Below are 20216 nucleotides of genomic sequence, written 5' to 3'. Positions count from 1 at the left end.
TCGGCCCGCCGCCGGACGGCGGCGAGAAGGGCCTGACCCTTCGGGTGGTTTCTCGGCGTGAGGACGGACCGCGGGAAGAAGAGGCGTCGCGTGTCCCCGTCCTCACTCGTCGCCGGACGTCTCCGGGGCCGGCCCGTGCTGGGCGGCGCGGTGCTCGGCCAGGATGTCGGCGCCGAAGTCGTTGCCGGGGTCGCGCCACACGCAGTGCACGTGATCGGCGTCGTCCTCGGTGTTGTCGAACTCGATGAGGGTGACCGGGCCTTCGATCCGGAAGTAGTGCGGCCGTGCGATGTCGTGCGCTCCGGCCCAGACGAAGTGCAGTTCGTCGTGTCCCGCCTTCCTGATCCGGTCCATCTCGCGGCCGGCCTGGTCGGGTTTCAACCGGTTCAGGAATGCCTCGACGAGGAGGTCGAACGCCCTCTGCTGGGCCGGGTTCATCCGGGTGCGGGCCAGGCCCCGGGGGTTCCCCCGGACGTAACGCAGAGCACGGCGGTCGGCGTCGGTGATCATCGCGTCCCGTCTGCCCACCCCGTGGACGTCGGGCCACTCCTCCTCGCCGATGACCGGTACGCACCGGGTCGCGAAGTCGGGCGGCGGCACCGGGTGGATTGTGGCCCGCTCGACCTGGGCCGGGTCCAGCGCCGCGAGCAGCGAGAACCCGAGGTCCTCCTCCTCGCCGAGGATGCGGAACGGGCCGATCCCGGCCGGTTCCGAACCGAGGAGGAGGGGCGTCGCGGCCAGCCGGTCCTGTCCGGCCACGGTGAAGTTCAGCGACAGGTGGTGCCCCACCAGCCGCCAGCCCCAGTCGCTGTCGGGCTGCGGCTGGCCGAAGAAGGTGAGGAAGTAACCTTCCGGGTCGCGGAAGTGGGCGGCGACGTGCCCGAACACCGGGGCGTTGAGCTCGCGCAGCACATGCTCCAGCGACATGACCTGGACGGCCTTCGCGTACCCCTCGACGGACATGCACTGGGCGATCAGCCGGTGGGCGAGGTAGCGCTGGGCGTTCGTCATGTCGCGCAGCGGAACGCCGCGACGTCCCGACTCGGGGAGGAAGTTCCAGTGCCTGCGGTTGTCGTCGTCGAACGGGACGACGACACGTGCCCGCTGCTCGGCGTCGAACTGGTCGAACAGCGCCATCGCGGCGAACGTCACCAGGGTGACGTTGAAGTCCCCGTCCACCGGCCGGTGCGCCGGCGCGTGGTGCAGCGTCGCCTCGTCGCCGCTCATCGACCCGTCACCCGCATGGCACTCCGATCAGAAAATCACCCGGATGGTTCGGGTGTTTCAGGAATGGTGCAGTGGGGAGCCGCGAGTGTCAAGTAATCACTAGAATGGTTCGGGTGTTTTCCAAGCCGCCGGCGCGTGCCCAGCAGCTCGCCACCGACATCGAGCAGCTGGTCACAGACCGCCGCCTGAAACCGGGTGACCGGATCGCGACCATGGAGGAGCTCCGTGCCCAGACCGGCTACGGGCGTGCCACCATCGGCGAGACCGCCCGCCTGCTCTCGGAGCGGGGTTCGGTGGAGGTGCGACCCGGGCGTGGGGGAGGCCTGTTCGTCGCCCAGTCCAACCCCGTGGTGCGTCTGCGGCGCACCCTGCTGACGGTCCCCCACGGGGGCACCACGGTCTCCGACGCGATCGCCGTACGGGAGGCGCTGGAGGAGCTCATCGCGCTGGAGGCCGCCCGGCACCGCGACGAGCGCGACATCGAGGAGCTGCGGCGGCGTGTCGACGGGATGCGGCGCGCCGGTGACGACGTCGAGGCGTTCCTGAGGGCGAACTGGGCGTTGCACGAGCGCATCGCCGACATCACCCCCAACGAGCTGGCGCGTGCCGTCTACGTCGGGACGATCCGCTGCGTCGCGGATCTCGCCGTCCGGGCGGACAGCGAGGATCCCCCCGCCTCGGGCGACTACCTGGAGCGCCGCGTCGCGGTGCACGAGGAGCTGGTGGAGGCGATCGCGGCCGGTGACGAGGCACGGACGCGCGCCGCCGTCCTGGCGCACGGAGGGGACGCCGCACCACGGTGTGCCGGGCCGGAGGCGATGACGACCGGCTGACAGTGGGCTGAGTGCGGGCTGTGTGCGGTTTGTGAGCGGCGGGCCGGAGGGTGAGGTCGTCCGCGTCACCTACTCACCCGGAGGAACGCCTCGATGTCCCAACGTGTCTTCTCATCGGATCGTGCGGTGCGGCCCCGTCTGCCGCACACGGTCACGGCTTCGGCGCTGGCCGTGAGCCTGACCGTGGCCGCGGCGTTTCCGGCCGCCGCCGCGGCCACGCCGTCCGCGGCCCGCAGCGGCGCCGCCGCGACCTGGGGCGGCACCGAGGCGCAGCGCGCTCAACCGTCCTGGCTGCAGCAGCGCGCTCAGCTACAGCGGTTGGCGCGGAAGCTGGTCGCCGTTGGAGCACCCGGTGTGATCGTGCGGGTGGACGACGGCCGGGGCCGGCCGGTCGAGATCGTCGCGCAGGCCCCCTGGACCAGACGGGATCACCTGCTCAAGGCGGGGGACGAGTTCCGGATGGGGTCCAACACCAAGACCATGACGGCCACGCTCGTGCTGCAACTGGTCGCCGAGGGCAGGCTCGCCCTGACCGACCCGGTGGAGAAGTGGCTGCCGGGCAAGGTGCCCAACGGCGGGGCGATCACGTTGCGCATGCTGCTGAACCACACCAGCGGCCTGTTCGACTACACCGAGGACGCCGCGGTCCGGCCGTCGATCCTCGGCACGGATCGGCGGCGGTGGACCCCGGCGAAGCTGCTCGCCGTGGGGGTGAAGCACGACCCGCTGTTCGCGCCGGGCACGAAATGGTCGTACAGCAACACCAACTACGCCGCGATCGGCGCCGTCCTGGAGCGGGTCACCGGGACGAGCCTGGCCGATCTGGTCCGGGACCGGATCGTCCGGCCGCTCGGTCTCCACCACACCTACTACGCCACGGACTCCACCTGGCGCGGCCCCCACGCCCACGGCTACGAACCGGACGCCGCCCGCATGCCACCGGGTGTGCCGGCCGAGTTCAGACGCTTCGCCGGGGCACGCCACCACGGTCACGTGGACGTCTCCGCCAACGACCCCGGGTGGGGCGGGGCGGCCGGGGCGGTGGTGTCCACCACGCGGGACTGGTCCCGCTTCTCCACCGCGTTGCTGTCCGGCAAGCTGCTGCCCGCCGCCCAGCTGGCGCAGCTGCGCACCACCGTGCCGGTGGACCCGCGGCAGCCGGACGGGCCCGGCTACGGGCTGGGCATCCAGACCGGTACCACCCCGTGCGGCACGTTCTGGGGTCACGACGGCGGCCTCCCCGGCTACCTCACCGTCGGCGTCGCCGACCGCACCGGCGGCCGCACGGCGACCGTCCTCATCGCGACGGAGTCCTGGTCCGAGTTCGGGACCGACCCGAAGATCGCCAAGGCCGCCCAGGCGCTCCAGACCTCCGTGATCTGCGCCATGTTCGGCAAACCCGTGCCGGCCGCGGCTCACGGCGGCTGACCGGCGCGGCCAGCCTCGGGTGCGGTGACGGTCACCGACACCAGGTCCTCGGCCTCCGCCCGCGACATCACCGCACCCGCGGCGTGCGCGGCCGCGAACCCGGCGTCGCCCAGGGCGGCCGCGGCCCGTTGCGTGATCATCCGCACGTCGGCGTCGCCGGGGTCGTCCCGGCCCCGCAACACGGTGGCGGCCCCGAGCAGCCGTCCCGCCCGCTCCGGCCGGCCGCGGCGCAGCTCGATCGCGGCGGCCACGACCGCGATCGAGGCCGCGACCGGCGTATGCCAGGTCAGCGTCAGGTGCACCGCCGGGTGGTCGAGCCGGCGTACCGCCTCGTCCGGGAAACCCTCCGCGGCGTCCACCTGGGCGAGCACGCCCAGCAGTAACGCGGCCAGGTGCGGGGTCGACCGGCCGGGTGACGTCTCGGCCAGGCCGGCCCGGGCGTGTTCGCGGGCCGCCCCCGGCCGGCCGGCCCGCCACTCCAGTCGTGCCAGGCCCAGGCGCACCTGAGCCCGCGACTCCGCCGACCCGGTCCGCTCGACCTGGTCGAGCAGGTCCGTCAACCGCCGCCGCCCGCCGTCCACGTCGCCGGCCTGAGCCCGGTGCGACGCGTCCGCCACCTCGTTCTCCATCGTGTGCTCGGGCATGCCGAGTTCCCGGAAGTACCGGGTGGCCCGCTCGGCCAGCGCGGGCCCACCGGCCGGTTCGCCGGCCCGCCGCAACGCCGAACTCAGGGTGCTCAGCGTGATCGCCAGCCCCCACCGCTCGCCGAGTTCCTCGAAGCCGGCCAGCGCGCGTGGCAGCACCCGCGTCGCCTCGGTGGCGTGCCCGGTGTTCATGGCCAGCACGCCTCGCACCAGCAGAGCCAACGACCGGCTCCAGGGGTCCGCCCGCTCGTCCGGCGGACCGGGCGTGTCCGGTGCGGTTCGATCGCGTCCCGAGCCGATGGCGAATGCCAACCGGGCCATCTCCACGATGGGGTGGTCGCCGGGGGTGACGTGCTCCAGCGCCTCCCCGATCCGATCGAAGGCCGCCTCCGCCTCGTCCGGCCGGCTGACGGCCTCGGTGGTGGCGAGCGCGTGCGCGGCGACCACCAGCGCGCGGGCCCGCGGCTCGGTCGAACCGCGGGCCCGGAGCACCCGGCCGAGCAGGTCCAGCGACTCCGGCGGGTGGTCCCGCAGGAACCAGAACCAGCACAGTGCGACGCCGAACCGGACCGCCAGGTCGGCGTCGCCGGACTCGACCGCCCAGCGGATCGCGGCCGACAGGTTGTCCCGTTCCGCGGACAGGCGGACCAGCCAGCGCAGTTGGTCGGAGGTGCGCAGGTGCCGGTCCGCGGTCTCGGCCAGCCGAAGGAAGAACCCGGCGTGCCGCCCGCGTGCGACGCCGACCTCGTCGCGCCGGATCAGTTGCGCGAGGCCGTACTCCCGGATGGTCTCCAGCATGCGGTAGCGCGGTTCGAGCGGGTCGGCGGGCTCCACCGGGTGCAGCAGGGACTTGTCGACCAACGCCGCCAGCAGCTCCCGGACGTCGCCCACCCGGCCGATCGCCTCCGCCGCGTCCTCGGTGAAGGTGCCGGGCACGACCGACAACCGTTCCAGCAGCGTTCGCTCGTCGGCGTCGAGCAGGTCCCAGCTCCAGGCCACCGCGGCGCTCAGGGTCCGGTGCCGCGGCAGCGCGGTGCGGCTGCCGCCGGTGAGCAGCCGGAACCGGTCGTCCAGCCGTGCCGCGACCGTCTCGACCGGCAGGGCACGCAGCTGTGCCGCGGCCAGCTCGATCGCCAGCGGCAGGCCGTCCAGGCGGCGGCAGATCTCCACCACCGCCGTCAGCGCGCCGCCCTCCGGAGCGAAGCCCGGCCGCACCGCGGCGGCCCGGTCATGGAACAGCCGGACCGCCGCGCAGGCGCGGGCCCGCTCGGCCGTCGCCCCCGGTTCGGGCAGCTCCAGCGGGAGCACCGGGTGCAGGGTCTCGCCGTCGATCCGCAGGGGTTCCCTACCGGTGGCCAGCACCCGCAGCCCCGGGCACCGGCCGAGCAGGGTCCCGGCGAGCGTCGCGACGGCCTCGATCACGTGCTCGCAGTTGTCCAGCACCAGCACCAGGTCATCGTCCGCGAGCGTCTCCACCAGGTGGTCCAAGACCGCCTGCGGGGTGGCGGGCCGCGGCGGCACGCCCTCCTCGCGCACCCGCAACAGGTCGAGCACCACGCGGGGCACGTCGTCCGCGCCGACCGGGGCCAGCGGGACGAACCACACCCCGCCGGACGGCGTGAGCCGCCGGCCGACGGTGCCGGCCAGCCGGGTCTTGCCCGCCCCTGCGGGGCCGACCAGGGTGACCAGCCGGACCCGGCCGAGCAGTTCGACCACCCGGCGGACGTCGTCGTCGCGGCCCACGAAGCTGGTGAGCGGGATGTCCAGATTGCCGTTCGACCGGCGGGACCGGGGGAGCTCACCGCGCAACACCGCCAGGTGGGCCTGCTGGAGCTGCGGTCCGGGGTCGCTGCCGAAATCGTCCGCCAGCAGGCCGCGGATCCGCTGGTAGGCGGCCAGTGCCTCGGCGCCGCGGCCGTCGCGCGCCAGGGCCCGGATCAGCTGGGCGTGCAGCCGTTCGCGCAACGGGTGCGCGGCGGTCAGCGACTCGAGCTCGGCGACCAGGTCGAGGTCGGTACCCAGCGCCAGCTCGGCTTCGATCCGGTCCTCCAGGGCGGCCAACCGGGCCCGCTCCAGCCGTTCGGCCTCGGCGGCGGCGAACGGTGCCTCGCGCACGTCCGCCAGGGCGGGGCCGCGCCACAGGCTCAGGGCCTCGCGCAGGGTGGCGGCGGCCTCGGCGGGCCGGGACCGCGCGTGCGAGCGCCGGCCCGCGCGGGCCAGCCGCTCGAACCGGACTGCGTCGACCGCGTCCGGCTCGACGGCCAGCCGGTACCCGGCCGGGCCCGAGGTGAGCAGCCCGGGGTCGCCCAGGACGCGCCGCAGCCGGGAGACCAGCGATTGCAGCGCGTGCAGGTGGTCGGCCGGTGCCGCCTCGCCCCACAGCGCCTCGGCCAGGGTCGCCGGCCGGACGGCACGCCCGGCGTCCAGGGCCAGCCGGGCCAGCAACGCCCGCAGCCGCGCACCCCCGACCCGCGCCGGGCCGGTGGCGGTGTCCAGCGTCAGGGAACCGAGGACGCCGACGCGTACCCGTCCGCTGTCACGGCACGGCCCGATCGCATCTGCCATGGCCGGCAGTCTCTCAGATGGCGGCGAACCCCGGCCCGATCTTCCCAAGACATGTTGGGAATGTCATAATCCCAACATGTCTTGGGAAAAAGATGGCGACCTGGTGCCGCTGCGCGCGCTGGCGAACCCGCTCCGGATCCGCATCGTGTCACTGCTCACCGGCACGGCCATGTCGGCCACGGAGGTCGCGGAGGAACTGGGCATCGCCCACGCCTCGGCCAGCTACCACCTGCGCCAGCTGGCCGAGGCCGGCTTCCTGCAGCAGGTGGACGAGCGGCCGCCCCCGGGCGGCAAGGGCAGGCCCCGCCGGCTCTACCGTTACGACCCCTCCAGCGGCGCGCGGCTGGAACGCGCGGACGGCCGGCAGCTCATGCACGAGGCGCTCACCACCGACTTGGCACGACGCCTCGCCCAGACCAGGCTCCAGCGCATGTCCATGGACGCCGAGGTATGGCTGGACCGCGCCGTGTGGGAGGAGATCGTCGGGCTGATCGAGCAGGCGGTCGCGCTGGCCCACGACAAGGCCGGGCCGCCCCGTTCCGGCGACCGGGTCAAGGTGAGCATGACCGCGTTCCTGCTGGAACTCGACGACGTGCGATGACCCGCCTGCTGACGGTGTGCGCGGGACTGTGCTTCCTGTCGCTCGGACTGCTCATCCCCACGATCCCCAAGTACGTCACCGGTCCGCTCGGCCAGGGGCCGGGCCTGGTCGGCGGCTGCCTGGCGATCACGTCCGTGTGCGCCGTCCTCTTCCGCCCCCTGGCCGGCCGGATGGCCGACCGGCGCGGCCGCAGGGCGGCCGCCTGCACTGGTGCCGCGTTGCTGGCGATCACCTCCTTGGCCGTGCTCACGGCCGAGTCGCTGCCGCTGTTCCTGGCGTGCCGGGCCGTCGCAGGAGCGGGGGAGGCCCTGGCCTACGTCGGCCTGGCCGCCGCGGCCGGCGACCACGACCGTCCGGGCGCCGCGATCAACCGCTTCTCCGTCGCGGTCAACGCCGGCCTGTGGGCCGGACCGGCGCTCGCCGAGGCCGGCCATTCCGTCGCCGGTCTGCGGGCGGCGTGGGCGTTGTCCGGAGCCGTGGCCCTGGTGGCCTTCGTGGCCTGCCTGTTCCTGCCCGCGGGCCCGGCCGTCGCAGGTGATGCCGCCGGTGACGACGCCGGCGGTCCCGCCGGCACGGGGAAGGCCGGGCCGCTCGTGCACCGCGCGGGACTGCGTCCCGGGCTGGCGTACTGGGCGTCGGTGTGGGGATACACCGCCTTCAGCGCCTTCCTCCCGCTGCACGTCGCCGCGCTGGGCGGCAGCGGCAGCGGCCCGCACTTCCTCCTCTACGGCTGCGTGCTGCTCGCCGTGCGGCTCGGCGGGCAACGATGGACGAACCGGATCGGCCCCGTCAGGACGGCGACCGTGTCCCTGCTGGTCACCGCGGCCGGACTGGCCCTGCTCGTCGCCTGGCCGTCCGTGGCCGGCGCGCTGGCCGCCGCGGCGGTGATCGGTGCCGGGCAGGCACTGGGGCTTCCCGCGTTCCTCACGATGGCGGTGACCGGCCTGCCCGCCACGCAGCGCGGCTCGGCGGTGGCCACCACGACGGCGTTCTTCGACCTCGGGTTCACGACGGCCGCGCTCGCGCTGGGCGCCGTCGTGCAGTCGTCCGGCCTGGCCCACGGTTTCGCGGTCGCGGGCTGCGTGCCGGCCCTGGCGCCGCTGCTGTTCCTCTCCCTTCCTCGAAAAACCCTTCCCCGCGAGGCCCTTCCCCGCGAGGCCCGCGAGACATCGTCCCAAGGAGGCAGTCATGACCGTTCCCACCGCTGAGCTGGCCGGTTACGCCGATGTCGTCCTCGACGTCGCCGTGCCGGTCGTCGCCGGCGACCGGGTGCTGATCAACGCCGAGATCGAGCACGCCCCGCTCGCCCGCGCTCTGGCCGAGGCGGCGTACGCCCGAGGCGCCCGCTACGCCGACATCTGGTACTTCGACCCCTACGCGAAGCGGTCCCGGGTTCGGCACGCTGACACGGCCACGCTGAGCGAGGTCCCGGCCTGGCTGGACGCGCGCAACGAGGACCTGGTCCGCCACTGCGGCGTCCTGCTCAACATCCGCGGCGCCGCGGCGCCGGATCTCCTCGCCGGGCAGGACCCGGTACGGGCGGGCCTGGACCGCATGCCGTATCTCACGTCGAGGCAGCGGATGCAGCTCGGCAACCTCGTCCGCTGGGCGATGGTCCCCTGCCCGACCGCGGAATGGGCACGCGCGATCTTCGGCGAACCGGACGAGACCCGCCTGTGGGAGCACCTTCGCCCGATACTGCGCCTGGACCGGCCCGACCCCCGCGCCGCCTGGGAGCAGCGGATCACCGAGCTGCTGGGCCGCGCGGAGGTGCTGAACGGGATGCGGCTCGACGCCGTCCGGTTCGAGGGGCCCGGCACCGACCTGACCGTCGGCCTGCTCCCGGACGCGCACTGGACCGCGGCGCGCCTCGAATCCGTACGGGGGCACCGCTTCCAGGCCAACCTCCCCACCGAGGAGGTGTTCACCACCCCCGACTACCGCCGGGTGGAGGGCACCGTCCGGTCGACGCGGCCGCTCGCGCTCGACGGGAGCGTCATCCGCGACCTGGAGCTGACCTTCACCGGCGGGGTGGTGACGCAGGTGCGGGCGAGCACCGGCGCCGACGTGGTCCGCACCCACCAGGCGACCGACGCCGGCGCGGCCCGTCTGGGCGAGCTGGCCCTGGTCGACGGCTCGTCACCGGTCGGGCGATCCGGCCTCACCTTCCTGGAGACCCTGCTGGACGAGAACGCCACCTGCCACCTGGCCTGGGGTGCCGGCCTGCCCCCGGGTGTGCCCGAGCACCTGCGCGGCCGGGACGCCGCCGGGCTGGAGGCGGCCGGGGTCAACGTCTCCGGCGTGCACGTCGACTTCATGGTGGGCGGCCCCGACGTCACCGTCACGGGGATCGGGCACGACGGCGGTGAGATCGAGCTGCTCCGCGACGACGAGTGGCAGGTCTGAACCACCCCAGTGCCCCCTGACACGGCCGGGTCGCCCCCTGACACGGCCGGGTCGCCCCCGGCGCGCGGCTGGACGCGCGGAGCCCGTCCACGCCGCGCACCGGGGACGTCGAACCGGCCGATCCGTGCCGCGTCACGTTGCAGATGGATCACGTACCGTTTGGGAACGCACGCGAAGTGTTAGATCACGACGTATGGGATCTTCGCCAGAGGCCGACCAGCCCGGCCTTCCCCGCATCACCTGGAAACAGGCCATGGCGCAGGGCCTCGACACCTACGCGCGGCTCAGGAAGAAGGGCCTGCAACCGGTCGGACCGCCCGTCGCCGTCACCGAGTTCGAGCGCCGCGAGGTCAAACTGTTCGACCCCGGCAAGGCGCTCGACCTCGAACAGTACGCCGCCCGGGCGTCCGCCTGGGCGGTCGAGCGGCTCCGCTCCGACGCGGTGATCCTCGACACCGAGACGACCGGCGTGGACGTCGAACACGACCGCGTGGTCCAGGTCGCCGTCATCGACATGCGGGGCCGGGAACTCCTCGACACGCTCGTCGACCCCGGCGTGCCGATCCCGCCCCGGGCGAGCGACATCCACGGGATCACCGACCGGGACGTCGCCGGCCGCCCGGTCTTCGCGGAGATCCTCCCCCGGCTGACCGAGGCCCTGGGGAGGCGGCCCGTCGTGGTCTACAACAGCCGGTTCGACGGACCGCTGCTACGCGCCGAGGTCGCCCGCGTCCACGGGGCCGAGCACGCCGAACAGTGGACCCGGGCCAGGCCGTGGAAGTGCGCCATGACCGTCTACAGCTGGTACCGCGGGCAGTGGAACGTCGAACGGGGCGACTGGCGGTGGCACAGGCTGCCGAACGCCCGGCACGGGGCACTCGGCGACTGCCGGGCCACGCTGGCGCTGCTCCATGAGATGGCGGCAGGCCGGGCGGACCCGGACGGGGGCGGGTGAGCCGGTCGGGCGGCGGAATCGGCCAAGTTGGGCCTTCTCGGTGGCCGGTCGGCGGGTTATGCAAGAGCCGGAGAGCATGCGCGCGCCATCCCTCTCACGACCACCGCTCCGATGTGGACGAAGGATGACATGCGCCGATTATGGACAGTAATCGTACGGACGCTCTGCGTCACAGCCCTGGCCGCGACCGGGCTCACCGCGACCGCCACGACCCCCGCGGCCGCCACAACCGTCACGACCAGCGTGACCGCCACAACCGCCGCGACCAGTGTGACCGCCACGGCTACCGTGACCCCCGCGACCGCCACGGCCGAGCCGCCCCGCTGGGGGTTCGCCGTCGTCAGGAACAGCGCCAGCGGCCCCGTCGTAGACCTCAGCCGCCAGGCGGGTTCGTGGCCGGACGGGCTCAAGGTCGAGGCCACCCCGGGCGGCCCCGGCCAGGTGTTCGTGAAGTTCCCGCAGATCGGCATGGCCGCCGGGGGAGTCGCCCACGTCACGGCGATCTCCCAGTCCGCCGACTGGTGCCAGGTGCAGAACTGGTGGCAGTCGGGCGCCGACGAGATCGTGGCGGTGCAGTGCCACCGGCACGGCGTGGGCCCGATCGCCTCGTGGTTCTCCGTCACCTTCGGCCACAGTGCCCAGTACCTGCCCGCCCACCAGGCGTTCGGGTACGTGCACTGGGACGGCTCCGCCGTGGCCGCCGGGTTCAACTCCTCGGCGCCGACCGCCGTGAACACCGTCGAGCCGTGGACGGGACCGGGATCGTGGCGGGTCACCCTGCCGGGGCTCGGTTCGGCGGGCCGCGCCGGGAACATCCAGGTCACCGCGGCCGACCCGGCCGTACCGGCGCGTTGCAAGCTGGGCGGATGGAACGCGACGACGGCCGCGCAGAGCATCCTGGTGCGCTGCCACGACGCCACCGGGGCACCGTTGAACACCGGGTGGAGCCTGACCTACCACCGTGAGCGGGCCCTCATGTGGACGCCCCCGTCGTACCGCTTCGCCTACACCTTCGACAACGCCCCCGACACCCCTGGTGTCTACGTGCCGACGCCGTACCCGGTCAGCTACAACTCCCGGTCCGGGGCCGTGCAGCTCAGCAGGTACGCCCTCGCCAGGAAGCAGGTGGTCTTCGGCGACGTCAGCGGGTACCGGGACAGCGTCCAGGTCACCGCGTTCGGCTACGGCCCGGAGTTCTGCAACCTGTTCGCCCCTTGGGAGATCTCCACGGCGCTGGTGAGAATCCGGTACGTCACCTGCTACAACGGTGCCACTCAGGTCGACCATCCGGCGATGGTCACGTACGTGGCCCGTTAGCCGGTGTCACGGCGACGCCTCGCCGTTCTCGGCCGGCGTCGCCGGGACCCGCCCCGACGGCGGCTCCCGCCCGGCGCCGGAGCGTTCGGCCGCCTCCAGCCGGCACCGCAGGTGTGCCCGTTCGGGCTCGGTGCCGGCCAGGTCGAGTGCCTCCCGGTAGGCCAGGGCGGCCTCGGGGAAGCGGCCGAGCCGGTGCAGCAGGTCCGCCCGGGCGGCCGGATAGGGGTGGTGGCCGCGGAGCCCGGGCTCGCCGGCCAGGTCGTCGAGCAGGGCCAGGCCCGCTGCCGGGCCGTCGCGCATCGCCACCGCCACGGCCCGGTTCAGCGCGACGACAGGGGACGGCGCCAGCGCCTGCAGCACGTCGTAGAGCGCCACGATCTGCGGCCAGTCGGTGGTCGCGACGTCCGCGGCCTCGTCGTGCAGCGCGGCGATCGCGGCCTGCACGCTGTACGGGCCGGGCGGGCCGCCGCCCAGCGCGGCGAGCACCAGGCCGCGGCCCTCCTCGATCATCGCGCGGTCCCAGCGGCCGCGGTCCTGGTCCTCCAGCAGCACGAGGCCGCCGTCCGGGCCGGTCCGGGCGTCGCGCCTGGCGTGGACCAGCAGCATCAGGGCGAGCAGCCCGGCCACCTCCCGCTCGGCGGGCATCAGCCGGCGCAGGATGCGTGCCAGTCTGACGGCCTCCCCGGCGAGGCCGGACCGTTGCAGGTCCGCCCCCGAACTGGCCGCGTACCCCTCGGTGAAGATCGAGTACAGGACCTGGAGCACGACCGGCAGGCGCTCGGGCAACTCGTCGGCGCCGGGCACGCGGAACGGGATGCGGGCTTGGCTGATCTTCTTCTTGGCCCGCACGATCCGCTGGGCCATCGTCGCGGGCGGGACGAGGAAGGCCCGCGCCACCTCGGGTGTCGTCAGCCCGGCCAGGCAGCGCAGGGTCAGCGCCACCCGGTCGTCGGCGGCGAGGGCCGGATGAGCGCAGGTGAAGAACAGTTGCAGCCGCTCGTCGGGCAGGCCGCCGCCGGTGTCCGGAAGCGGGACGGGACCGGCCCGTTCCGCCTCCACCTGGAGGACGGCGAGCCGGGCGGCGTAGACCCGGTCCCGGCGCAGCCGGTCGACGGCCCTGCGCCGCGCCGTCGTCAGCAGCCAGGCGCCGGGCCTGGCCGGCACGCCCTCCACCGGCCAGTGCGTCAGCGCCGCCTCGATCGCCTCGGAGGCGACCTCCTCGGCCAGGTCGAGATCGCCGAAGCGGCGCACGAGGGAGGCGATCAGACGGCCGTGCTCCTCGCGGAACACCGACTCCACCACCCCGTTCTCACCGCTTCCCCCGCCGTCCGGCACCGTCAGACCCCGAAGTCGGCGACCGGCCGCACCACGACCGCGCCGCTGCCGCGTGAGCCGGGGCAGCGGGCGGCCCAGTCGAGTGCGGCGTCGAGGTCCGGGACGTCGATGACGTAGAAGCCGCCCAGCACCTCACGGGTCTCGGCGAACGGCCCGTCCGTGACGGTCCGCTCGCCCGCCGGGCCGACCCGGACCGTCGTGGCGGTGACCAGGTCCGCCAGGGATTCGCTCGACACGTGGATCCCGGCGTCCCGCACGGCCCTGTCGTAGGCCATCCAGTCCTCGGGGGTGCACTCCGCGGCCGCGCCGTTCCCGTCGATCGCACCCGCGTGGATGAGCAGCATGTACTTCATGGTCAGACCTCTCCGTATCCCGTCATGTCACCGTACGGCGCTCGCCGTACACCATGACGACGAACGGGACCCGGCCGGATCGACAGCGTCCCCGGGATTTTTTCCCGAACGGGAACGGCGGCCGGGCCCGCCCTCCGCCCGGGAGCAGGTGGGGCGGACGAGGGCGGAGGAGAGGTCACCGGTCGGCGGGCTCCGGGGTCCTGACGACGGGCTCCAGGACGAGGGCCTGACGGCCGCGGTGGACGGTGAGGTAACCCAGCCCCTCGGGCCCGGCGGCCAACCGGCGCCGGGAGCGGCGGGGCAGCCACACGAGGGCACCGGGTCGCAGGTCCAGGGTGCCGCGTTCGGTGGTGAGCCGGCCGGTGCCGTGCAGGACGTGCAGGAGGACGTCGTGGTCCAGGCCGTTGTGGGCGTCGACGGTGGCCTCGGGTGCCAGCCGGGTGATGTCGGCGTCCAGGTCGCGCTGGGGCACCTCCAGCTTCCAGGCCGTGCCGGTCGCGTCCGGGGGGACCGCGCCGGTGTCGCACAGGAGGCGGGGGAGCGGGGTGGCGGCCAGCTTGGTGATCCGGATCCGCCAGACCCCGGGGCCTCGGTCGAGATAGTCCCAGCCGTGGCCGCCGGGGTGTTCGTTCTCGAACTCGTCGCGCAGGTGCCGGGGGTCGTGGTCGTTGACCAGCACGAAGGATTCCCCGACGGCGAGGGCGCCGTAGGTCGCGAAGATCGTCGGATGCTTGTCGGGCTTGCGTAGGGAGCGTACGTCGAGCTCCTGGTCGGACATGAGGTCCCCTCTCGTCCCGCTATTTATACAAGTGGAAATTGTATAAACTCAAGTCGTGACCCCCACGGACCGGACCCGCGAGGAGGAACGCCCGGTGGACCACGTCATCGGCACGCCGTCGGCGGCGGCGCTCCCGTCGCCCGACCCGTGACCGTGCCGGCCGGGCCCCGGCGGCATGGCACAGTGGATCCCGTGAATGCCGAGCAGGGGGTCCCGCCGCCCCCGACCGGGCGCCGCCGCGAGGTGCTGGAGGTCCTGCGCGCGTCCTCCTCGGCGATGAGCATCGTCCGGATCGCCGAGCGGCTCGGCGTGCACCCGAACACGGTCCGCTTCCACCTGGACGCGCTGGCCGAGACGGGGCTCGTGGAGCGGGTGGACGCCGCCCCGGCCGGTCCGGGCCGTCCGCCGCTGGTGTTCCGGGCCAGGCGTGGCATGGACCCGTCCGGGCCGCGTAACTACCGGTTGCTGGCCGGGATCCTGGCCGGCACCCTGGCCGCGGACCCCGACCCGGTGGGCCGGGCGACCGAGGCCGGGCGGGCCTGGGGCAGGCAGCTGGCGGAGCCGCCCGCCTCACCGTCCGGGATCGGTGAGGAGGAAGCGGTCGGCCGGCTGATGAGCGTGCTGGACGACCTGGGATTCGCCCCCGAGCGCCGCCCCGCGGACGCGCGGGGGCCGATCGGACTGCGGCACTGCCCCTTCCTCGATCTCGTCGGCACCCAGGCCCGGGTGGTGTGCCCCGTCCATCTGGGCCTGATGCAGGGCGTGATGACCGCCATGGGGTCGCCGGTCACGGTGGAGCGGCTGGAACCGTTCGCCGGCCCCGACCTGTGCCTGGCGCACCTCGCCGGTGCCGGATCCCCGCCGTGACCGCCGGGTTGTCCGCGCGAACGCCCTCCGCCGGTCCGGTCCGCGTACTCCTCACCGGGCCGGGCAGCACGGCCGAGGGAGATCTCCGCACTGTCGGTGTGGCCCACGGGGATCTTCAGGCCGATCGGGCAGGGGAACAGGCTGATGCAGGGGCCCGGAGACTGCGGTCACCCTGTACGTGTCCGGCAGCGCGGATCTGTTTCCGCCGGGAGCCGGGCCGGTTCGGTGCCCGGCCGCCGCGTCCACCGGGGCTGACGGAAACACCGTCATGTTTCTCGGCGCGGACGGTGAGTCGCCGGGACGGGAACGCGCCGCGCCTGCCTATATTGCCGAAGTGGGCGTACATCGTGCCCGCAAGCGTGAGTCCAGCGGCTCGCCCCGGTGGCCGGTGCCGAGCGGTCGGAGTGAACCCGGAGTGAACATGGCCGGTGAATCGGCCCGCGATCCCAGCCCGAGAGGGAGGCGCGGGCTCCCCGAGATCGACCCTGCTCTCCGGGCCGCCGCGGCGGCGTCGGCGGGCGGCACGCTCGTCATCTGGTGGCCCGCGTTCACGCTGGGCGCCTACGACGCCGTCTTCTTCGACGCCGTGCTGGCGATCTGGGCCGTGGCCACGGCGGTGCTGCTCGCACCCCTGGTGCTGCGCACCAGGGGTGCGCTGCCCTGGGCGGGGTGGATCGCTCTGGCGTTGCCCTCGGTCTGGATCGTCCTGGCCGTCGTGGCGCCGAGGAGCCACGGGTTCCGCTACCTCCACTACTTCGAGGTGGTGCTCACCCTGGTGGGTGCGCCGGCCCTGACGTGGCTGCTGTCGAGAATCCTGCTGCCCGAATACGCCGAGCTCCCGGAGCGGTACCGGCTGCGGGCGGTAGCCGTCACGATCGCCGTCGGAGTCCTGGCCTTCCTGCTCGGCAAGTTCAACTACCTGTTCCTCACCTGCGCCGATTTCGACGTCAGCGGCAACAACACCCCTCCGGGCTGCGCGAACGGCCCGCCTTTCCACCTTCTCTGAGAGCCTGACGCCCGGGGACGGCCCATGCGGCTCCCGGCGACGACCTCCGCCGTAGGAGGCTCCCGGCAATCCCGAGCCTCGTTTCCCGAGGGGGGTCGCCTTCACCTGCGGGCATCCTTGGCCACGTCGCACTCGAATCTTGACAACCCGATGGCCCGGCCATTCCGCCCGGCGGGCGATGCTGGTCACCCGGGGATCGTGTATCACGGCTGCCGGACGGTCAGGACACTGCGGAGGAATGCATGCCGGAGCGACCGAACATCCTGGTCATCTGGGGAGACGACATCGGGATCTCGAACCTCAGCTGCTACAGCGAGGGGCTGATGGGATACCGCACCCCGAACATCGACCGGATCGCCGAGGAAGGCGCGCGGTTCACCGACTACTACGGCGAACAGAGCTGTACGGCGGGCAGGTCCGCGTTCATCACCGGCCAGAACCCCTACCGGACGGGTCTGACCAAGGTGGGCATGCCCGGCGCCGACCTCGGGCTGCGCGCCGAGGACCCGACGATCGCCACCGCGCTCAGGGCCCAGGGGTACGCGACCGGCCAGTTCGGCAAGAACCACCTCGGCGACCGGGACGAGTTCCTGCCGACGATGCACGGGTTCGACGAGTTCTTCGGCAACCTCTACCACCTCAACGCCGAGGAGGAGCCGGAGCAGGCCGACTACCCTACCGAGGAGGAGTTCCCCGGGTTCGGAGAGCGGTTCGGGCCGCGAGGGGTGATCCGCTCATGGGCCGACGGGGACGGCACCCAACGCGTCGAGGACACCGGACCGCTCACCAGGAAGCGGATGGAGACCTGCGACGAGAAGTTCCGCGACGCGGCGATCGACTTCATCCGCCGCCAGAACGAGGCCGGCACGCCTTTCTTCGTGTGGTTCAACACCACCCACATGCACTTCCGCACGTACTGCAAGCCGGAGAGCAGAGGCCGCGCCGGGCGGTGGCAGTCGGAGTACCACGACACGATGCTCGACCACGACGACCTCGTCGGGGACCTGCTGGCCGTCCTCGACGAACTCGGCGTCGCCGGGGACACGATCGTCGTGTACTCCACCGACAACGGCCCGCACATGAACACCTGGCCGGACGGTGCCATGACGCCGTTTCGGAACGAGAAGAACTCCAACTGGGAGGGCGCCTACCGCGTCCCCGCCCTCGTGCGGTGGCCGGGCAGGATCCCGGCGGGTACCGTGCTCAATGGCATCGTCAGCCACAACGACTGGTTCGTCACCCTGCTGGCCGCGGCCGGCGTGCCGGACATCGCCGACCGGCTCAGGGCGGGAACGGAGCTCGGCGGCACGGCTTTCCGGGTGCATCTGGACGGCCACAACCAGCTTCCCTACCTCACCGGCGAGGTGGACGAGAGCCCGCGCGAGCACTTCTTCTACGTCTCCGACGACGGCGACCTCACCGCGCTGCGGTTCCACAACTGGAAGCTGGTCTTCCTGGAACAGCGCGCCTCCGGAACGTTGCGCGTGTGGAGCGAGCCGTACACCCGGCTACGGGTCCCGAAGGTGTTCAACCTGCGCACCGACCCTTACGAACGCGCCGACATCACCTCCAACACCTACTACGACTGGATGATCGACCATGCCTGGCTGGTGATCCCCGCGCAGTCGTACGTCGCCGGAATGCTCTCCACGTTCGCCGACTTCCCGCCGCGCCAGGAGCCGGCGAGCTTCGGCATCGACCAGGTGATGGAAAGGCTGCGCACCGGGATGGCGAGCGCGTGAGCGGCGTCGCGCGCGCCGGCGACCACGGGTCGCGGACGCCGCGCACGTCCCGGCCCGCGGGGTCGCCCCGCGGGGCCGGTGGCCCGGTCCACCTCGACGGCGGCGTCTTCACGATGGGCTCCGACGAGCACCATCCCGAGGAGGCGCCGGCTCACGAGGTACGGGTCGACGCCTTCGCCATCGACCCGGTCGCCGTCACCAACCGTCGCTTCGCCGCGTTCGTCGCGGCGACCGGCTACGTCACCGTGGCCGAGCGGCCGCCGGACCCGGCCGAGTTCCCGGGCGTGCCCCCGGAGAGCCTGGTGCCCGGGTCGATGGTGTTCACGCCGACGTCCGGCCCGGTCGACCTCCGGCATCTCAGCCTGTGGTGGAGATGGACGCCGGGCGCGTACTGGCGCTCCCCCGAGGGGAGCGGTTCCAGCGTCGACGGCCGCCTCGACCATCCGGTGGTCCACGTCGCCTACGAGGACGCCGTCGCCTATGCGACCTGGGCCGGTGCCGCGCTGCCGACCGAGGCGCAGTGGGAGTACGCCGCCCGCGGCGGCCTTGAGGGCGCCGCGTTCACCTGGGGCGACGAGCCCCGCCCGGGGGGCCGCGTCATGGCCAACACCTGGGACGGGGACGACTTCCCCTGGCGCTCGATGGGCGAGTCCGGCTGGTCGGGGACCGCGCCGGTCGGCTCGTTCCCGCCGAACGGCTACGGGTTGTTCGACATGGCGGGCAACGTCTGGGAATGGACCGGCGATTGGTGGACCGAGCGGCATCCCGGCCGGGCCGCGTCGCCGTGCTGCGTCCCGCGCAACCCCCGCGGCGGCGACGTCGACGCCAGCTACGACACGCGACAGCCCTGGTTCCGCGTCCCCCGCAAGGTGATCAAGGGCGGATCGTACCTGTGCGCCGACACCTACTGCCTGCGGTACCGGCCCGCCGCCCGCCGGCCGCAGATGATCGACACCGGTATGAGCCACATCGGCTTCCGCTGCGTCCGGGACTCCCCGGCGTCCGGACGCGCGGAAGACACCGCGTCGTGACCGCGGGGATCCCGCTGCCGTCGTGGCGGCCGGGCATGACCCGGGACACGCTCCTGGGGTTCCTCGACGCCGCCCGTTCCGTGCCGAAGGCCGATCGGGTGGCCTACTTCGACAACGACGGCACGTTGTGGTGCGAGCGGCCGACGTACGTCCAGTTCGAGTTCTTCCTGGACGCCCTGCGCCGGCGAGCCGCGGACGACCCGCCGGTCGGTGGACGGCCCGAGTTCGCCGCGGTTCTCAGCGGTGATCCGGAGCAGGTCGGCGCGCTCGGCCTGCAACGCGTCGCGCTCGCGCTCGCCGGACTGTTCGAGGGCTTCACCCCCGAGGAGTTCACCGCCGAGGTCCGGGCCTTCATGGCGACGGCGACCCACGCCGCGCTCGGCCGGCCGATGAGCACGACCGTGTACCGGCCCATGCTGGAGCTGATCGCCGAACTCCGCCGGCTGGACTTCACCGTCGGCATCGTGACCGGAGGCGGAACCGAGTTCGTCCGCGCCGTCAGCGACGACCTCTACGGCGTGCCCGCCGAACTGGTGGTCGGCACGCTCATCGCCTACGACTTCGCACGGGACCCGGGCGGGCGTCCGGGGCTCCGCCGCACCGGGCACATCCTCGGCGCCGCCAACGAGGGACCGGCCAAGGTCGCCAACATCCAGACCCAGCTCGGGCGACGCCCGATCCTGGCCGCGGGGAACTCCGGCGGTGACCGCGAGATGCTCGAATGGGCCACCGCCGCCGACCGGCCGAGCCTGGCGCTGCTGGTCGATCACGACGACGCCGGACGCGAGTACTCCTACGCCGGCAAGGCCCAGACCCTGAGCGAGACCGAGCCCGTCACCGAGATCGCCTCCCGCCTGGGCTGGTGCGTCGTCAGCATGGCCGACGACTGGGAAACCGTCTTCCCCCGCTGACCTGGAACGCGGCGGCAGCCGGCAGCGCCGCCCCGGATCACCGGCTGTCGCCCGGCGTGGCGTGCTCAGGCGCGGCCCGGACGTCCGGGCCGCGCCTGAGCACGCTCCGCAGGAGATCGACGCCGGTGCGGCATCTGAGCGGCATCTGATATGTCAGACCTTCCTGTTGCCGCCTTTCCGGTGACCCCGTGTGCCCGTCGCCCCGGCCCGGCCGAAC

17 protein-coding genes are annotated in these 20216 nt (G+C 73.2%); 12 read left to right on the top strand and 5 right to left on the bottom strand.

Translation table 11 applies throughout. The annotated features are described in order from the left end of the window. Positions 1-102: 102 nt before the first annotated feature. Positions 103-1227, bottom strand: a complete 1125-nt coding sequence (locus tag F4562_RS01965; protein WP_184540512.1) for a DUF3500 domain-containing protein — start codon at positions 1225-1227, stop codon at positions 103-105. Positions 1228-1340: 113 nt separating this feature from the next. Here F4562_RS01965 and F4562_RS01960 point away from each other — a divergent pair, with 113 nt between their 5' ends. Together F4562_RS01960 and F4562_RS01955 are read left to right on the top strand one after the other, a co-directional pair. Further along, a complete protein-coding gene (locus tag F4562_RS01960) occupies positions 1341-2060 on the top strand; it encodes a FadR/GntR family transcriptional regulator (RefSeq protein ID WP_184540510.1) in 720 nt (239 codons plus the stop codon). 126 nt (positions 2061-2186) lie between these two features. Then, the gene (locus tag F4562_RS01955; RefSeq protein ID WP_311733911.1) at positions 2187-3488 is read left to right on the top strand and encodes a serine hydrolase domain-containing protein; all 1302 of its coding nucleotides are present in this window, start codon (positions 2187-2189) and stop codon (positions 3486-3488) included. Here the strand turns inward: F4562_RS01955 and F4562_RS01950 are convergent. Then, complete coding sequence (locus F4562_RS01950) at positions 3476-6697, bottom strand: AfsR/SARP family transcriptional regulator (protein WP_184540506.1); 3222 nt, start codon at positions 6695-6697, stop codon at positions 3476-3478. The genes F4562_RS01955 and F4562_RS01950 overlap by 13 nt on opposite strands. A gap of 76 nt (positions 6698-6773) precedes the next feature. Between F4562_RS01950 and F4562_RS01945 the strand changes: the two genes are divergently transcribed. From F4562_RS01945 to F4562_RS01925, 5 genes are all read left to right on the top strand, one after another. Further along, positions 6774-7298 (top strand): ArsR/SmtB family transcription factor, encoded by a 525-nt coding sequence (locus tag F4562_RS01945; protein ID WP_221206596.1) that lies wholly within the window; start codon positions 6774-6776, stop codon positions 7296-7298. Further along, positions 7295-8506 carry an MFS transporter gene (locus F4562_RS01940; RefSeq protein WP_184540504.1) on the top strand — a complete coding sequence of 404 codons (1212 nt, stop codon included), beginning with the start codon at positions 7295-7297 and terminating at the stop codon, positions 8504-8506. The genes F4562_RS01945 and F4562_RS01940 overlap by 4 nt, the downstream gene beginning before the upstream one ends. Continuing rightward, positions 8487-9704, top strand: a complete 1218-nt coding sequence (locus F4562_RS01935; RefSeq protein WP_184540502.1) for an aminopeptidase — start codon at positions 8487-8489, stop codon at positions 9702-9704. The genes F4562_RS01940 and F4562_RS01935 overlap by 20 nt, the downstream gene beginning before the upstream one ends. A gap of 193 nt (positions 9705-9897) precedes the next feature. Beyond that, a complete protein-coding gene (locus F4562_RS01930) occupies positions 9898-10659 on the top strand; it encodes a 3'-5' exonuclease (protein ID WP_184540500.1) in 762 nt (253 codons plus the stop codon). Positions 10660-10788: 129 nt separating this feature from the next. Next, a complete protein-coding gene (locus F4562_RS01925; RefSeq protein WP_184540498.1) occupies positions 10789-11976 on the top strand; it encodes a hypothetical protein in 1188 nt (395 codons plus the stop codon). 6 nt (positions 11977-11982) lie between these two features. Here the strand turns inward: F4562_RS01925 and F4562_RS01920 are convergent, their stop codons facing one another. From F4562_RS01920 to F4562_RS01910, 3 genes are all read right to left on the bottom strand, one after another. Beyond that, on the bottom strand, positions 11983-13275 hold the full coding sequence (locus F4562_RS01920; protein ID WP_311733910.1) for an RNA polymerase sigma factor: 1293 nt from the start codon (positions 13273-13275) through the stop codon (positions 11983-11985). A 38-nt stretch (positions 13276-13313) separates the two neighbouring features. Beyond that, on the bottom strand, positions 13314-13664 hold the full coding sequence (locus tag F4562_RS01915) for a YciI family protein (protein WP_184540496.1): 351 nt from the start codon (positions 13662-13664) through the stop codon (positions 13314-13316). Between the two features lie 175 nt (positions 13665-13839). After that, on the bottom strand, positions 13840-14442 hold the full coding sequence (locus F4562_RS01910) for a DUF2249 domain-containing protein (protein WP_184540494.1): 603 nt from the start codon (positions 14440-14442) through the stop codon (positions 13840-13842). A gap of 192 nt (positions 14443-14634) precedes the next feature. On the opposite strand from F4562_RS01910, the gene F4562_RS01905 reads away from it, so the two are divergent. The 5 genes from F4562_RS01905 to F4562_RS01885 all read left to right on the top strand — a co-directional run bounded on the left by F4562_RS01905 (position 14635) and on the right by F4562_RS01885 (position 19999). Further along, positions 14635-15309, top strand: a complete 675-nt coding sequence (locus F4562_RS01905) for a helix-turn-helix transcriptional regulator (RefSeq protein ID WP_184540492.1) — start codon at positions 14635-14637, stop codon at positions 15307-15309. A gap of 421 nt (positions 15310-15730) precedes the next feature. Further along, on the top strand, positions 15731-16315 hold the full coding sequence (locus tag F4562_RS01900; RefSeq protein WP_184540490.1) for a hypothetical protein: 585 nt from the start codon (positions 15731-15733) through the stop codon (positions 16313-16315). 242 nt (positions 16316-16557) lie between these two features. Beyond that, entirely contained in the window at positions 16558-18057 is a 1500-nt protein-coding gene (locus F4562_RS01895) for an arylsulfatase (protein ID WP_184540488.1), read from the top strand. Further along, positions 18054-19088, top strand: coding sequence for a formylglycine-generating enzyme family protein (locus tag F4562_RS01890; protein WP_311733909.1), 1035 nt, complete (start codon positions 18054-18056; stop codon positions 19086-19088). Before F4562_RS01895 ends, F4562_RS01890 begins: the two co-directional genes overlap by 4 nt. Further along, positions 19085-19999, top strand: a complete 915-nt coding sequence (locus F4562_RS01885; RefSeq protein WP_221206595.1) for an HAD family hydrolase — start codon at positions 19085-19087, stop codon at positions 19997-19999. Before F4562_RS01890 ends, F4562_RS01885 begins: the two co-directional genes overlap by 4 nt. The last annotated feature ends 217 nt before the right edge of the window (positions 20000-20216 follow it).

Origin of the sequence: Streptosporangium becharense, from assembly GCF_014204985.1 — a bacterium.
Taxonomy (GTDB): Bacteria; Actinomycetota; Actinomycetes; order Streptosporangiales; family Streptosporangiaceae; genus Streptosporangium; species Streptosporangium becharense.
Note: the sequence above shows the minus strand (reverse complement) of the source record. Positions and strands in the feature narration are given on the sequence as shown.

Bases quoted from the DNA above. Each gene is read 5' to 3' on its own strand.
- F4562_RS01965 (WP_184540512.1), bottom strand. From the start codon at position 1,227: ATGAGCGGCGACGAGGCGACGCTGCACCACGCGCCGGCGCACCGGCCG.
- F4562_RS01950 (WP_184540506.1), bottom strand. From the start codon at position 6,697: ATGGCAGATGCGATCGGGCCGTGCCGTGACAGCGGACGGGTACGCGTC.
- F4562_RS01945 (WP_221206596.1), top strand. From the start codon at position 6,774: ATGTCTTGGGAAAAAGATGGCGACCTGGTGCCGCTGCGCGCGCTGGCG.
- F4562_RS01940 (WP_184540504.1), top strand. From the start codon at position 7,295: ATGACCCGCCTGCTGACGGTGTGCGCGGGACTGTGCTTCCTGTCGCTC.
- F4562_RS01935 (WP_184540502.1), top strand. From the start codon at position 8,487: ATGACCGTTCCCACCGCTGAGCTGGCCGGTTACGCCGATGTCGTCCTC.
- F4562_RS01930 (WP_184540500.1), top strand. From the start codon at position 9,898: ATGGGATCTTCGCCAGAGGCCGACCAGCCCGGCCTTCCCCGCATCACC.
- F4562_RS01925 (WP_184540498.1), top strand. From the start codon at position 10,789: ATGCGCCGATTATGGACAGTAATCGTACGGACGCTCTGCGTCACAGCC.
- F4562_RS01915 (WP_184540496.1), bottom strand. From the start codon at position 13,664: ATGAAGTACATGCTGCTCATCCACGCGGGTGCGATCGACGGGAACGGC.
- F4562_RS01910 (WP_184540494.1), bottom strand. From the start codon at position 14,442: ATGTCCGACCAGGAGCTCGACGTACGCTCCCTACGCAAGCCCGACAAG.
- F4562_RS01900 (WP_184540490.1), top strand. From the start codon at position 15,731: ATGGCCGGTGAATCGGCCCGCGATCCCAGCCCGAGAGGGAGGCGCGGG.
- F4562_RS01895 (WP_184540488.1), top strand. From the start codon at position 16,558: ATGCCGGAGCGACCGAACATCCTGGTCATCTGGGGAGACGACATCGGG.